The sequence below is a fragment of the Pseudomonas sp. 3B-A001-10F genome, from assembly GCF_056313565.1.
In genome coordinates this window covers 35,248-49,371 of record NZ_JBQYFW010000010.1, presented here as the reverse complement: position 1 = coordinate 49,371, position 14,124 = coordinate 35,248, and the positions used below count along the sequence as shown (strand labels likewise).

Sequence of the window (14,124 nt, the reverse complement as noted above, 5' to 3'; positions counted from 1 at the left end):
TCTGATCTTGCTTCAGGCGTTCTCTTTGTAAGCCTTCAACGCCTTCAGTCGCTCACGTTTCAGCGCTTCGCCCAGTTCCGGGCCCTTGAATCCCTTCTCCAGTAACGGCTGCACCGCAACCTCTCGCGCAGCCTTCGCTGCACCGCGCAAATAATCCGCCTGTGGATAACTTCTCTGCTCCAGCCCTTTACGGCCTCGGGCGTCCATTTCGCATGCCGCGATAAACTCTTCAAACCGCTGCGGTCGGCGATACACATCAAAGCTCTGCAACAGCTCAAGCAGCGTCGAGGCCTTCAACTCCAGCGCCCGGTGGCTGTGGGTGTGGTACTTGCCGACCAACAAGGCCAGCTCCTGACAATCCTTTGGTGCCTTAAAGCGTTCGTTGACCGCTTTGATCAGCTTCAACCCCGTGTGCTCATGGGCGATGTGTCGCGGCCATTCTTCCTCCGGGGTCAGGCCTTTGCCGAGATCGTGCAGCAGGCAAGCCCAGCGAACCGTCAGCGGTTGTTTGTGCCGCGCCGATTGCTCCAGGACGCTGAGGGTGTGCAGGCCGGTATCGATTTCCGGGTGATGCGCTTCCGGTTGTGGCACACCGAAAAGCGCGTCGACTTCTGGCATCAGTACTTTCAGTGCGCCGCAGTCGCGCAGCACCTGAATGAACACTTGCGGCTGATCTTCCATCAGTGCCCGGGAGATTTCTTTCCAGCTACGTTCAGCGGTCAACGCCTCCAGCTCACCGGACTCGCTGAGCTGACGCATCAATTCCAGCGTCTCCGGTGCGACAGTAAAACCCAGCCCGGCATAACGCGCTGCGAAGCGGGCAACGCGCAATACACGGAGTGGATCTTCGGCGAACGCCGGAGAAACGTGGCGCAGAATCCGGGCTTCAAGATCGCGCTGGCCATGGTAGGGATCGGTCAGATTGTGCTCATTGTCCTCGGCCATGGCGTTGATGGTCAGGTCGCGACGAATCAGGTCTTCCTCAAGCGTCACTTCGGGGCTGGCGTGAAAAGTGAAACCGCCATAACCGCGCCCGCTCTTGCGTTCGGTGCGGGCGAGGGCGTACTCCTCGCCGCTTTTGGGATGAAGAAACACGGGGAAATCCGCGCCAACCGGGCGATAACCCTGGGCGAGCATTTCTTCCGTGCTGGCACCGACCACGACCCAATCGATGTCGGTGACTGGTTTGCCCAGCAAGCGATCACGTACGGCACCGCCAACCTTGAAAATCTGCATAAAAAACCTCCGTTAGCCCGACAGAATAACCCTTGCGTCAGACTTTCGGAGGCCGAAACCGGATCAAAGATGAATGACGGCAAGGTCAAGTCGACCGTAATCCCCTTCGCTGTGTTCACTGCGTGGCGGTACGTGGTGGGTTTTCATGATCTGGTCGCCTTGCAGGGTTTCCAGATGGATATCGAAGCCCCACCAGCGATGCAGGTGTTTAAGCACCTCGTCTGTGGAGTCACCCAGTGGTTTGCGGTCATGCTGCTGGTGACGCAAGGTCAGTGAGCGGTCGCCGCGCCGATCGATGCTGTAGATCTGCACGTTCGGTTCACGATTGCCGAGGTTGTATTGCGCGGCCAGTGTTTCGCGGATGATCCGGTAGCCGGGTTCGTCATGGATCGCAGGCACCAACAAGTCGTCCTTCTGATCGTCATCCATGATGCTGAACAGTTTCAGGTCACGGATCACCTTGGGCGACAGATACTGCAGGATGAAACTCTCATCCTTGAAGCTGCTCATGGCGAATTTGATGGTCGACAGCCAGTCGCTCCCGGCAATTTCCGGGAACCAGTGACGATCCTCTTCGGTTGGTTCTTCACACATGCGCCGGATGTCGCGATACATGGCGAAACCCAGCGCGTAGGGGTTGATGCCGTTGTAGTAAGGGCTATCGAAACCTGGCTGAAACACCACACTGGTGTGCGAGGTGAGGAATTCCATCATGAAGCCGTCGGTAACCAGCCCTTCGTCATACAGGTCGTTCATCAGCGTGTAGTGCCAGAATGTTGCCCAGCCCTCGTTCATCACTTGGGTCTGGCGTTGCGGGTAGAAGTACTGGGCGATCTTGCGCACGATCCGCACGATCTCGCGCTGCCACGGTTCCAGTAACGGCGCGTGTTTTTCGATGAAGTACAGGATGTTTTCCTGCGGCTCGGCCGGGAAGCGTGCGTTGTCCTTGTCGCTGTATTTATCCGCGCCTTTGGGAATGGTGCGCCACAAATCGTTGATCTGCTTTTGCATGTGCTCTTCACGATCCTTCTGCCGACGCCGTTCTTCTTCGGCGGAAATCGGGTAAGGACGTTTGTAGCGGTCGACGCCGTAGTTCATCAACGCATGGCAGGAGTCGAGCAGGTCTTCTACTGCATCGATGCCGTGACGCTCCTCGCACTGCATGATGTACTGCTTGGCAAACACCAGGTAATCGATGATCGAGCTGGCGTCGGTCCAGGTGCGGAACAGGTAATTGCCCTTGAAGAAGCTGTTATGCCCGTAACAGGCATGCGCCACTACCAGCGCCTGCATGCAGATGGTGTTTTCCTCCATCAGATAGGCGATGCACGGGTCAGAGTTGATCACGATTTCGTAGGCGAGGCCCATCTGCCCACGGCTGTACGACTTTTCCGTGCTGAGGAAGTGTTTGCCGTAGGACCAGTGGTGGTAGCCCAGTGGCATGCCCACCGAGGCATACGCATCCATCATCTGCTCGGCGGTGATCACTTCAATCTGGTTGGGGTAGGTATCCAGCGCATAGCGGGCCGCAATCCGGGCGATTTCGCGGTCATAGGTCTGGATCAGCTCGAACGTCCATTCGGAGCCGGTGGAAATGGGTTGGCGCTTCTGCTCTTTGGCGGTCATGTCACTAACCTGCGCTGGAAGAGTTCACGGAAGACCGGATAGATATCCCCGGCCGAGACCAGTTGCTGCTGGGCAAAAGTGTCAGAGAAGGCTTCGGCGATGCGTTCGTACTCGTACCACAAGGCCTGATGTTCGCGTGGGGTAATCTCCACATAAGTGTAGTACTGCACAAACGGCATGATCTGGTTGATCAGGATGTCGCGGCAGATTGGCGAGTCATCATTCCAGTTGTCGCCGTCGGAAGCCTGAGCTGCGTAGATATTCCACTCGTTGCTCGGGTAACGCTCGGCCATGATCTCCTGCATCAGTTTCAGGGCACTGGAAACGATGGTGCCGCCGGTTTCCCGTGAATAGAAAAACTCCTCTTCGTCGACTTCCCGGGCGCTGGTGTGGTGGCGGATGAACACGACATCGATCTTGTCGTAGTTCCGTTTCAGGAACAGGTACAACAGGATGAAAAAGCGTTTAGCGATGTCTTTGGTCGCCTGGGTCATGGAGCCGGAGACGTCCATCAGGCAGAACATCACGGCTTTCGAACTGGGGTTGGGCTGTTTGATCAGCAGGTTGTATTTCAAGTCGAAGGTATCGAGGAACGGCACGCGATGGATGCGCGCGCTGAGTTTTTCGATTTCCGCCTCGAGTTCCTGAATATCGCCGAAGTTGTCCGGCTCTTCGCGTCTCAGACGCTCAAGTTCTTCTTTGACTTCGCGCAGTTTTGCCCGACTGCTACCGGACAGGGCAATGCGTCGCGCATGAGCCGAACGCAGGGTGCGGATGATATTGATGCGCGACGGGTTGCCTTCGTTGCTGATCCCGGCCCGCACGGTTTTGAAGGTGTCGGTACCGCTCAGGTTGCGTTTGACCAGGTTCGGCAGTTCGAGGTCTTCGAACATGAATTCGAGGAATTCTTCCTGAGTGATCTGGAAGACGAATTCGTCCATGCCCTCGCCGGAGTTGCCGGCCTTGCCCGGGCCGCGTCCGCCACCGCCGCCCGGCGGGCGGGCGATGTGTTCGCCGGCGGTGAACTCCTTGTTGCCCGGATGCACCACGGTCTGCTTGCCGCCGCGGCCATGGTGAAGCACCGGTTCGTCGATGTCGCGACCGGGAATACTGATCTGTTCACCGTGCTCCATATCGGTAATGGAGCGCCGGCTGACCGCCTCTTCGACAGCCTTCTTGATGTGGTCACGGTAACGCCGCAGGAAGCGCTGACGGTTCACCGTGCTCTTGTTCTTGCCATTGAGACGTCGGTCGATCACATAACTCATAGGAAGCCCTCCGGGCAGCTTCAAGTTGTGAGCTTCAAGCTGCAAGTAAAAGCAGGTTCCCGGGCATCAGTGGGTTACGCGCTTTGTTCTTGCAGCTCGTAGCTAGAAGCTTGCAGCTGCTTCACTGCGACTTCCGTACCCGTAGGTACCATTCGGAAAGAAGCCGTACCTGTTTGTCGGTGTAGCCGCGTTCGACCATTCGAGTGACGAAGTCGTTGTGCTTTTGCTGATCCTCCTTGCTGGCCTTGGCGTTGAAGCTGATGACTGGCAGCAGATCTTCGGTGTTGGAGAACATTTTCTTCTCGATGACCACCCGCAGTTTTTCGTAGCTGAGCCAGGTCGGGTTCTTGCCGTTGTTGTTGGCGCGTGCGCGTAGTACGAAGTTGACGATCTCGTTGCGGAAATCCTTCGGATTGCTGATGCCGGCCGGTTTTTCGATTTTCTCCAGTTCTTCGTTCAGCGCGACGCGGTTGAGAATCTCGCCGGTTTCCGGATCGCGGTATTCCTGATCCTGAATCCAGAAGTCCGCGTACAGCACGTAGCGGTCGAAGATGTTCTGGCCGTACTCGCTGTAAGACTCGAGGTATGCGGTCTGGATCTCCTTGCCGATGAATTCGATATAACGCGGCGCCAGATATTCCTTCAGGTAGCGCAGGTAGCGCTCGCGGGTTTCAGCCTGGAATTGTTCCTGTTCGATCTGCTGTTCCAGCACATAGAGCAGATGCACCGGGTTGGCAGCGATTTCATGCGGATCGAAGTTGAAGACCTTGGACAGGATCTTGAAGGCAAACCGGGTCGACAGACCGTTCATGCCTTCGTCGACGCCTGCCGAGTCGCGGTATTCCTGGATCGACTTGGCTTTCGGATCGGTGTCTTTGAGGTTTTCGCCGTCGTAGACGCGCATCTTCGAATAGATGTTGGAGTTTTCCGGCTCCTTGAGGCGCGACAGCACAGTGAACTGCGCGAGCATCTTCAGGGTGTCAGGCGCGCAATGCGCTTTGGCCAGGGAGCTGTTGAACAGCAGTTTGTCGTAGATCTTCACTTCGTCACTGACGCGCAGGCAGTACGGCACTTTGACGATATAGATCCGGTCGATGAACGCTTCGTTGTTCTTGTTGTTGCGGAAAGTGTGCCATTCCGATTCGTTGGAGTGGGCGAGCAGGATCCCGGTGAACGGAATCGCGCCGAGGCCTTCGGTACTGTTGTAGTTGCCTTCTTGCGTCGCAGTCAGCAATGGGTGCAGCACCTTGATGGGTGCCTTGAACATTTCGACGAATTCCATCAGGCCTTGGTTGGCCCGGCACAGCGCACCGGAGTAGCTGTAGGCGTCGGCGTCGTTCTGTGGGTATTCCTCGAGTTTGCGGATGTCGACCTTGCCGACCAGTGCGGAGATGTCCTGGTTGTTCTCGTCGCCCGGTTCGGTCTTGGCTACGGCGATCTGGTTGAGGATCGACGGGTACAGTTTGACCACGCGGAACTGGCTGATGTCGCCGCCGAATTCGGCCAAGCGCTTGGTCGCCCAAGGTGACATGATGGTGTTCAGGTAGCGCCGTGGAATGCCGAAGTCTTCCTCGAGGATTGCGCCATCTTCGGTGGCGTTGAACAGACCCAGAGGCGATTCGAATACTGGCGAGCCCTTGATGGCGTAGAAGGGCACTTTTTCAATCAGCTGTTTCAGCTTTTCGGCCAGGGACGATTTACCGCCACCGACGGGACCGAGCAGATAAAGGATCTGTTTCTTCTCTTCCAGGCCTTGGGCGGCATGGCGGAAATACGAAACGATCTGGTCGATGCATTCTTCCATCCCGTGGAAGTCTTCAAAGGCCGGATAGCGACGGATCACCTTGTTGGAGAAGATGCGTGACAGCCTCGAATTGGTCGAGGTGTCGAGCAGTTCCGGTTCACCGATGGCCAGTAATAGACGCTCGGCGGCAGAAACGTAGGCGCTCCGGTCTTTTTTGCACAGCTCCAGGTACTCTTGCAGCGAGAGTTCTTCCTGGCGTGTGGACTCGAAGCGTTGTTGGAAGTGGCTAAAGATACTCATGACGTCACCTCGCTCGATACGTGGAGCCGACGCCGGATCACTCAGTCGATGCTGGCAAACAACCGTTTAGGCAGCTGTTTGTTTACCCCCCAGAACACTTTCACGATCGACAATCGTGAAAGTCACTCCCGATGACCCGTGCGCCGGTGTACCGGCTCTCCCCTGTTTTGGATGGCCTGGGCTTAAGGATAGTTGGGAATTCGGGAGGTAAAGGCGAGATACGTAATTAGTTGTGGCAAGACCGTTCGTCTGCCAGCGCGGGCCCACGGCAGCCGGGGCCTGCGCGTGACAAAAAAATTATTCGGCGGTGCCTTGCGCAGTTTCCGCAGGATAAGTCGTACGCCACAGCTCGAAGCCGCCGTCCATGCTGTAGACGTCGGAGAAGCCTTGGCTGATCAGGTAGGCCGCAGCACCCTGGCTGGAGTTGCCGTGATAGCAGACGACGACGGTCGGCGCATCAAGGTCAGCGCCTTGAATGAAAGCGTGCAGGGAATGGTTGTCCAGATGCTTCGAGCCGCTGATGTGCAGGGCGGCGAAAGTCGCCGGGTCGCGCACGTCGACGACGACAGCACCTTGTTCACGCAGGGCCTGGGCCTGTTCCGGGGGGATTCGTTTGAATTCGCTCATGGCGGGTTCCTGTTGCTCGGCTGAAAGCGCAGTCTAACGCGGTGCGCTGACTGGCGAAGTTTCGGGGATAAGTGGTGCGACAGTTGGCGCGAGTCCGCCGTGTTCGTCGCATTTGCACGACAGCCGTTCGCCGCTGTCGACATTCATCAGGGTCAGGCTGCCGCCCCAGACACAACCGGTGTCGAGCGCCGAGATACCTGGCTCATGGATATTGCCTTCGAGTGCCGCCCAGTGGCCGAAGATGATGCGCAGGCCTTTGGTCTTGCGATCCTTGTGCTGAAACCACGGTTTATATCCGGCGGGTGCTGTGTCGAGGCCTTCCTTGCTCTTGAGGTCGAGTTTGCCTTCGGCGGTGCAGAAGCGCATGCGGGTGAAGTAGTTGGTGATGACGCGCAGGCGAGTCACGCCTTTGAGATCGTTGTCCCATTTCGCCGGATCGTTGCCGTACATGCCGTCGAGGTAGGCGAGCAGCATGTTGTCGTCTCGCAGGGCCGTTTCGACTTCGGCGGCGCACTTCAGTGCGCGGCTCAGCGACCATTGTGGTGGTATGCCAGCGTGAACCATGGCGACATCGCGCTGCTCGTCGTAGTGCATGAGCTTTTGTTGGCGTACCCACTCCAGCAGTTCCGCGCTGTCTGGGGCATCGAGAATCTCGCGCAGGGTGTCGGACTTTTTCAACCGCTCGATGTTTTTAGCCGCTGCCAGCAAATGCAGGTCGTGGTTACCGAGCACGCAGACCAGCGATTCACGCATGCCATACAGAAAACGCAGGGTTTCCAGTGATTGCGGGCCACGGTTGACCAGGTCACCGACCAGCCACAGTCGATCAAGCTTTGGGTCGAACGCCACTTGCTTGAGCAGGCATTTCAGCGGTTCGAGGCAGCCCTGCAGGTCGCCGACGGCATACGTCGTCATCAGTGCAAAGACCCGGGCACGGCGAGGCGGAACGGCTTGATGACGGCGTCGAAATGTTTGCCATCGTCGGCGACCATTTCGTAGGTGCCCTGCATGGTGCCGACCTTGGTGGTCATCACTGTGCCGCTGCTGTAGGTGTGGCTTTGGCCGACGTCAATCAACGGTTGCTGGCCAACGACGCCGGCGCCGCGGACTTGCTCTTCATGCCCGTCACCGTCAGTGATCACCCAATGCCGCGACATCAGTCGAGCCGGTAGCTCGCCATTGTTCTGCACAGTGATGGTGTAGGCGAAGGCGAAGCGGTCGTGCTCGGGTTGCGATTGGTCTGCCAGATAGCGGGTGACGACGCTGACATCGACCTGGTAACGGGAATCGGACATGCAAGAGGCCTTAAACGAAGCGGAACGCGGGGCGTAGCTGATGGGGATTCAGTCTAGGCAAGTATCGGGCAGTAAACCAGAGTGGCGTCCTGCCCGATAGCGTTCATCGTTTATCAGTCGGCGGCGGGGGAGGCCGGGACTTGTACCGCGAGCTGGTCGGCCAGACGTACGAACGCGGCCAGATCCAGTTGCTCCGGACGCAAGCTGCCATCGACGCCGGCGGCTTCAATCTCGGCATTGCTGAGCAGTTGCTTGAGAGTATTGCGCAAGGTCTTGCGGCGTTGGTTGAACGCTTCGCGCACAACGCGCTCCAGCAGCTTGTGATCCTTTGCCGGGTGCGGCAGTACGGCGTGCGGCACCAAGCGGACGATGGCCGAGTCGACCTTCGGCGGCGGGTTGAACGCGCCCGGGCCAACGTTGAACAGGTGTTCCACACGGCAATGGTACTGAACCATGATCGACAGGCGACCCCAGTCACCACCGCCAGGACCTGCGGCCAGACGCTCAACCACTTCTTTTTGCAGCATGAAGTGCATGTCGCGAATGATGCCGGCATTGTTCAGCAGGTGAAAAATCAGCGGCGTGGAGATGTTGTACGGCAGGTTGCCAACCACACGCAGGCTGTTTGGCGCGGCGTTGAGTGTGTTGAAGTCGAACTTCAGCGCATCGCCCTGGTGCAGGTTGAAATTGCTCTTGCCGGCAAACTGCTGGTTGAGGATCGGGATCAGATCCTTGTCCAGTTCCACCACGTCAAGTTGTGCGCCGGAGTTGAGCAGGCCGGCGGTCAGTGCGCCCTGGCCCGGGCCGATTTCCAGCAGGCGGTCTTCAGACTTGGCGCTGATGGAGCGCAGGATGCGGTCGATAACGCCGGCATCGTGCAGGAAGTTCTGGCCAAAGCGTTTGCGCGCCTTGTGTTGGTATTGCTCGGTCATAAACGGGTCTCGGCCATCTGGTAGGCGGTTTCCAGGGCGACTTGCAGGCTGCCGGTATCGATCTTGCCGCTGCCGGCCAGATCCAGGGCGGTGCCGTGATCGACCGACGTGCGGATGATCGGCAGACCCAGGGTCACGTTGACGGCAGCGCCGAAGCCTTTGTACTTAAGCACAGGCAAACCCTGGTCGTGGTACATCGCCAGCACTGCGTCGCAGTGCTCCAGATATTTGGGGGTAAACAGAGTGTCGGCAGGCAGCGGGCCACGAAGGTCCATGCCCTCGCCGCGCAGGCGCTCTAATGTCGGTTCAATGATGTCGATTTCTTCATGGCCCAGGTGTCCGCCTTCACCGGCGTGCGGGTTGAGTCCGCAAACCAGGATGCGCGGGCGGGCGATGCCGAATTTGTGTTGCAGGTCGCTGTGCAGGATCCGTGTCACGCGCTCCAGCCGTTCGGGTGTGATTGCGTCGGCAATCTCGCGCAGGGGCAGGTGAGTGGTGACCAGTGCCACGCGCAAACCGCGGGTGGCGAGCATCATCACCACTTGGGCGGTGTGGGTCAGGTCAGCGAGAAATTCCGTGTGCCCGGAAAAGGCGATACCTGACTCGTTGATCACGCCCTTGTGCACAGGGGCGGTGATCATCCCGGCGAAGTCGCCGTTGAGGCAGCCATTGCCGGCGCGGGTCAAGGTCTCGAGGACGAATGCGGCGTTGGCTTTGTCCAGTTGCCCGGCAACCACGGGGGCGCTGAGCGGCGTATCCCAGACATACAGGCTGCCTGCGGGCGCCGGAGCGTCCGGCCAGTGATCAGGCGCAACATCCAGCAAAGTGACGGCCAGCCCCAGCTGCGCGGCCCGCTCAAGGAGCAAGTCGCGGCTGGTGATGGCAATCAGGGGATGTGGCTGGGCTTGCGAGGCGAGCAGCAGGCACAGGTCGGGACCGATGCCGGCTGGTTCGCCGGGTGTCAGCGCGAAACGCTTGGGTTTCACTGCGCTGCCTGGTCTGCACCAGGGAGTTTGATCTCTACGTACGCTTCGTCACGGATCTGACGCAGCCAGGTTTGCAGCTCTTCGTCGTATTTGCGGTTACGCAGTACGGTCATGGCTTGCTGCTCGCGGGCCTGTTCAGTGCTGTCAGTGGCGCGACGGCCAAGGACTTCCAGAACGTGCCAGCCATATTGAGTCTGGAATGGCTTGGACAGCTGACCTTGTGGGGTCTTGGCCATCACTTCGCGGAATTCCGGTACCAGTGCGTTTGGGTCGATCCAGTTCAGGTCGCCGCCGTTGAGAGCAGAACCCGGGTCTTCGGAGTAGCTTTTCGCCAGAGTAGCGAAATCTTCACCGGCCAGGATGCGCTCATACAGCGATTGCACCAGGGCTTTGGTCTTGGCTTCGTCGCGAATCGGGCTTGGCTTCACCAGAATGTGGCGAACATGCACTTCGTCACGCATCTGCGCTTCACCACCACGTTTTGCCAGCAGCTTGAGGATGATGAAACCACCCGGCGTGCGTGCAGGTTGCGTGATGTCGCCAACAGCCATACTGCTCAACTCGCGGTCGAACGGCGGTGGCAGTTGCGCGGCTTTACGCCAGCCCATGTCGCCGCCTTCCAGCGCGTTGTCGCTGCCGGACTTGGCCACGGCCATCTGGCCGAAGTCCGCGCCTTGCTTGAGTTGCTGGTAAACGTCCATGGCCTGACGGTAAGCGCTCTGGATCGCTTCAGAGTTGGCGCTTTCCGGCGTCGGGATCAGGATGTTGGCCAGGTGCAGCTCTTCGGACAGTTGCATCTTGCCCAGGTCGGAAGCGAGGAAGTTCTTCACTTCCTGCTCGGAGACCTGAATGCGTTCTGCCACGCGACGCTGACGCACGCGGCTGATGATCATTTCGCGTTTGATCTGATCGCGGGCGTCGTCATAGTTCAGGCCGTCGCGAGCCAGAGCAGCACGGAACTGCTCAACCGACATGTTGTTGCGCTGGGCAATGGTGCCGACCGCCTGGTTCAGTTCTTCATCGGTGATGCGGATGCCGGAGCGTTCGCCGATCTGCAGTTGCAGGTTTTCGACGATCAGGCGCTCAAGCACCTGTTGATCCAGTACGCCAGGAGGCGGCAGGCCGCCACCACGCTTGGCGATGGTCTGCTGCACTTCGTGGACGCGCTGGTCCAGTTGGCTCTGCATGACCACATCGTTGTCGACGATCGCTACCACTTTGTCGATGGATTGAACTGCGGCGTTCGCCGCAGTACCCAGGAACAGCGCGCCCAGCATCAGCGGGCGCAGACAATCAGAAAGCTTGGTCTTCACGTTCACGATAACCTTGAATGCCTTTGTCGAGGAAGCTCTCTACCTTGGCGCCAGTGAGGCCGCCGAGTCCCTTCAGAACAATTTGGAGGAAGACGCCATGGTCGCCTTTTTCGTTTTGCGGAGCTTCCTGGCTGAACTCGTCATAGGAAACCCAGTAACGGTTGATCAGGCGCAGTTTCCAGCAGCAGTTGTCGTACTCGAAACCACCGAAGGCTTCCAGGGTACGGTTACGGTTGTAGTCATACTGCCAGCGGCTGATCGCGTTCCACTGTGGAACGATCGGCCAGATGACCGAGAAGTCATGCTGCTGGATCTTGTAGTAGTCCTTCACGTAGCCAGGCTGCCCCGGGGTGCCATAGTCACCGCCGCCCACCGACCACTGACCGGTGTTCTGGTCGTAACGAATCTGGTCGTTACGATAGCGATAACCGGCGTTGATAACCTTGTTCGGGTTGTCTTCTGGCTGGTAGTGGAACATCGCGCTGCCGGAGCGCGGGCTGCGGGTGTCCGGATCCCAGTTGTAATCGGCAGTGGTGCGCCAGTCACGGTTCCAGCGATATTCGTATTCCAGCGCATACGGCGACACATTGGACTTGGAGTCTGCGCGGGTTTTCGCATCGATGCCTGGCAGTTGGACTTCACGATCCTTGAAGTACAAGGCCTGGCCGACGCTGATGCGCTGACGTTCGAAACCGTTGTCTTCGATCCAGCGGCTGGTCACGCCCAGCGACAGCTTGTTCTCGTCACCGACACGGTCGGAGCCGGAGAAACGGTTGTCACGGAAAAGCGACGAGTAGTTGAAGGTGTATTCGCTGGTGTCAAATACCGGAATATCCGACTGGTCTTTCTCGGGTACATAGAGATAGAACAGGCGAGGCTCCAGCGTCTGGCGGTAGTTCTTGCCAAAAAACGATGTGTTGCGGTCAAAGTACAGGCCGCTGTCGATACTCGCGATCGGTACGCCACGGTTCTGGTTGCTGTCGAACTTGCCGTAGAGCTTCTGGTTTTCCGCCGACAGTGCGTCGATCTGCGATTTGCCGGTTCCGTCCAGGTCCAGTTGGTACTGGGTGTACTGGTACTTGAGCGACGGCTTCAGGAAGCCATAGGTCCAGTTCATCGGCAGGCTGACGCCTGGTTTCAGGTTCAGTCGATCGCCATTGGCGCGTGCCAGGCCCGCAACGTTGGTATCCAGACGCGGGGACGAATTACCGTCTTCATCGATGAAATTCCCGGTTTTCAAATCACGATCAAACCGTACCAGCTCGGTCTCGTAATCGAAGTTCAGGCCTTCCGGGTGATACGGCAGCTGACCGTTGAAGGTGATCTGCGGCAAACGGCCGTACGGTGTGATGTTCGAAACGGTTGCGAGCTGATACTGCTGAGCGTTCAGCGTGGCGGTATACGAATCACCACGGTAAGACACCAGACCTTGCTGATTGACGAAGTCGCTGGACTTCACGCCAATCTGATCGGTCTGCAGATCCTGGAAGTAGTACGGATCGCTGATCTTCGTGTAGTCAACCTGCGTGAACACACGGGAGTCGAAACCGCCCTTGTGCTGCCAGTTGTACATATAGCGGTTTTTTTCGTAGTCGGTCTGCTTGCTGCGCTCGGTATCGTCATCGTTCAGATACGCCGCACCAAACTGACCTTCACTCGACTTGGTCAGGTAACGGAATTCGCCTTCCACCAACATGCCGCGCTTGCTCATGTAACGCGGATACAACGTGGCGTCATAGTTCGGCGCCAGGTTGAAGTAGTAAGGCGTGACCAGCATGAAGCCGGTATCGCTGCCGCTGCCAATGGTCGGCGGCAGGAAGCCCGACTGGCGACGGTCGTCGATCGGGAAGTAGATGTACGGCGTGTACAGAATCGGAATGTCTTTTACGCGCAGCGTCACGTTGGTCGCGGTACCGAAACCGGTGGCCGGGTTCAAGGTGATGTTGTTGCCCTTGAGCTGCCAGGCATTGCTGTTCGGTTCGCACGTGGTGTACGTGCCGTCCTTCAAACGGATGATCGCGTTTTCGGCACGCTTGGCGTACAGCGCGTTGCCGCGGATACGCGATTTGTGCATCACGTATTCGGCGTTGTCGACTTTGGCTTCACCGGTGTCGAGCTGCACATCGGCGTGGTCGCCGACGATCAGCGCGCCGTTGTCGCGGATACGTACATCGCCATTGAGTTCGGCGCGGCTCTCGGCCTGATACAGGCTGGCCTCGTCGGATTCGACCTGCATGCTGCCCTGACGCAGGACAACATCACCGGCCAGCGTACCGACTTGATCATCGGTGTTATAGCGCGAGGCTTTTGCGCCGATAAAGGTCGGAGCATCGCTTTTGTTCGTCTTGTCATTCATGCCAGGACGAATCGGTTCGATATAGGCACCAGAGCAGTAAGGCCCGGTCTCGGCCAATTGGGCGGCGGTGAGCTTCTCGCGCGGAACCCAGTCGAGGTGACTGAAGTCTTCGCTACGGGATTTCAAACCGCGGCCCTTGGCTTCGGTGACCAGCGCCGTTTTAGGCGCTGTGTCGGCAGCCGAACCGTTCTCGGTCGCTGCTTCGCCGGTAGCGCTGACGGCACTGCCGTCATGCACTGGACGCGGCGGCAACGCAGCAGCGGTTGATTTGGGCGCACAGGCCCAACCACCCGAAGCCGAGACGGAGCAGTCATACTGCTCGGCGGCAACAACGAATTGACTGGCCAGAGGTTGCATAGCCAGCAGACTGCCGGTTACCAACAACGGAAATTTTTTACGAAACGCGGGGGATTTCAATGCCATCTTATTAGTCCGGGCTTC

The 14,124-nt window shown here is 58.3% G+C and carries 11 protein-coding genes; all 11 read right to left on the bottom strand.

The window, feature by feature from the left end; all coding sequences use genetic code 11:
- Window positions 1–12 precede the first annotated feature (12 nt).
- Complete coding sequence (locus tag AC0ZWN_RS11990; protein ID WP_116254382.1) at window positions 13–1,236, bottom strand: multifunctional CCA addition/repair protein; 1,224 nt, start codon at window positions 1,234–1,236, stop codon at window positions 13–15.
- A 63-nt stretch (window positions 1,237–1,299) separates the two neighbouring features.
- Complete coding sequence (locus AC0ZWN_RS11985; RefSeq protein ID WP_476335172.1) at window positions 1,300–2,862, bottom strand: SpoVR family protein; 1,563 nt, start codon at window positions 2,860–2,862, stop codon at window positions 1,300–1,302.
- Window positions 2,859–4,130 (bottom strand): YeaH/YhbH family protein, encoded by a 1,272-nt coding sequence (locus tag AC0ZWN_RS11980; RefSeq protein WP_007910114.1) that lies wholly within the window; start codon window positions 4,128–4,130, stop codon window positions 2,859–2,861. Before AC0ZWN_RS11980 ends, AC0ZWN_RS11985 begins: the two co-directional genes overlap by 4 nt.
- A 121-nt stretch (window positions 4,131–4,251) precedes the next feature.
- Window positions 4,252–6,174 (bottom strand): PrkA family serine protein kinase, encoded by a 1,923-nt coding sequence (locus tag AC0ZWN_RS11975; protein ID WP_007910115.1) that lies wholly within the window; start codon window positions 6,172–6,174, stop codon window positions 4,252–4,254.
- A 297-nt stretch (window positions 6,175–6,471) separates the two neighbouring features.
- On the bottom strand, window positions 6,472–6,801 hold the full coding sequence (gene glpE / locus AC0ZWN_RS11970) for a thiosulfate sulfurtransferase GlpE (protein WP_016983139.1): 330 nt from the start codon (window positions 6,799–6,801) through the stop codon (window positions 6,472–6,474).
- 33 nt (window positions 6,802–6,834) lie between these two features.
- Window positions 6,835–7,716: a symmetrical bis(5'-nucleosyl)-tetraphosphatase gene (locus AC0ZWN_RS11965; protein WP_476335170.1), complete on the bottom strand. Its 882-nt coding sequence runs from the start codon at window positions 7,714–7,716 to the stop codon at window positions 6,835–6,837.
- On the bottom strand, window positions 7,716–8,096 hold the full coding sequence (apaG, locus tag AC0ZWN_RS11960) for a Co2+/Mg2+ efflux protein ApaG (RefSeq protein ID WP_476335169.1): 381 nt from the start codon (window positions 8,094–8,096) through the stop codon (window positions 7,716–7,718). Before apaG ends, AC0ZWN_RS11965 begins: the two co-directional genes overlap by 1 nt.
- A 113-nt stretch (window positions 8,097–8,209) precedes the next feature.
- Window positions 8,210–9,028: a 16S rRNA (adenine(1518)-N(6)/adenine(1519)-N(6))-dimethyltransferase RsmA gene (gene rsmA / locus AC0ZWN_RS11955; RefSeq protein WP_095122616.1), complete on the bottom strand. Its 819-nt coding sequence runs from the start codon at window positions 9,026–9,028 to the stop codon at window positions 8,210–8,212.
- Complete coding sequence (gene pdxA / locus AC0ZWN_RS11950; protein ID WP_476335168.1) at window positions 9,025–10,014, bottom strand: 4-hydroxythreonine-4-phosphate dehydrogenase PdxA; 990 nt, start codon at window positions 10,012–10,014, stop codon at window positions 9,025–9,027. Before pdxA ends, rsmA begins: the two co-directional genes overlap by 4 nt.
- Complete coding sequence (gene surA, locus AC0ZWN_RS11945) at window positions 10,011–11,333, bottom strand: peptidylprolyl isomerase SurA (RefSeq protein WP_476335167.1); 1,323 nt, start codon at window positions 11,331–11,333, stop codon at window positions 10,011–10,013. Before surA ends, pdxA begins: the two co-directional genes overlap by 4 nt.
- Window positions 11,308–14,106, bottom strand: a complete 2,799-nt coding sequence (locus AC0ZWN_RS11940; protein ID WP_476335165.1) for an LPS-assembly protein LptD — start codon at window positions 14,104–14,106, stop codon at window positions 11,308–11,310. The genes surA and AC0ZWN_RS11940 overlap by 26 nt, the downstream gene beginning before the upstream one ends.
- Between the last annotated feature and the right edge of the window lie 18 nt (window positions 14,107–14,124).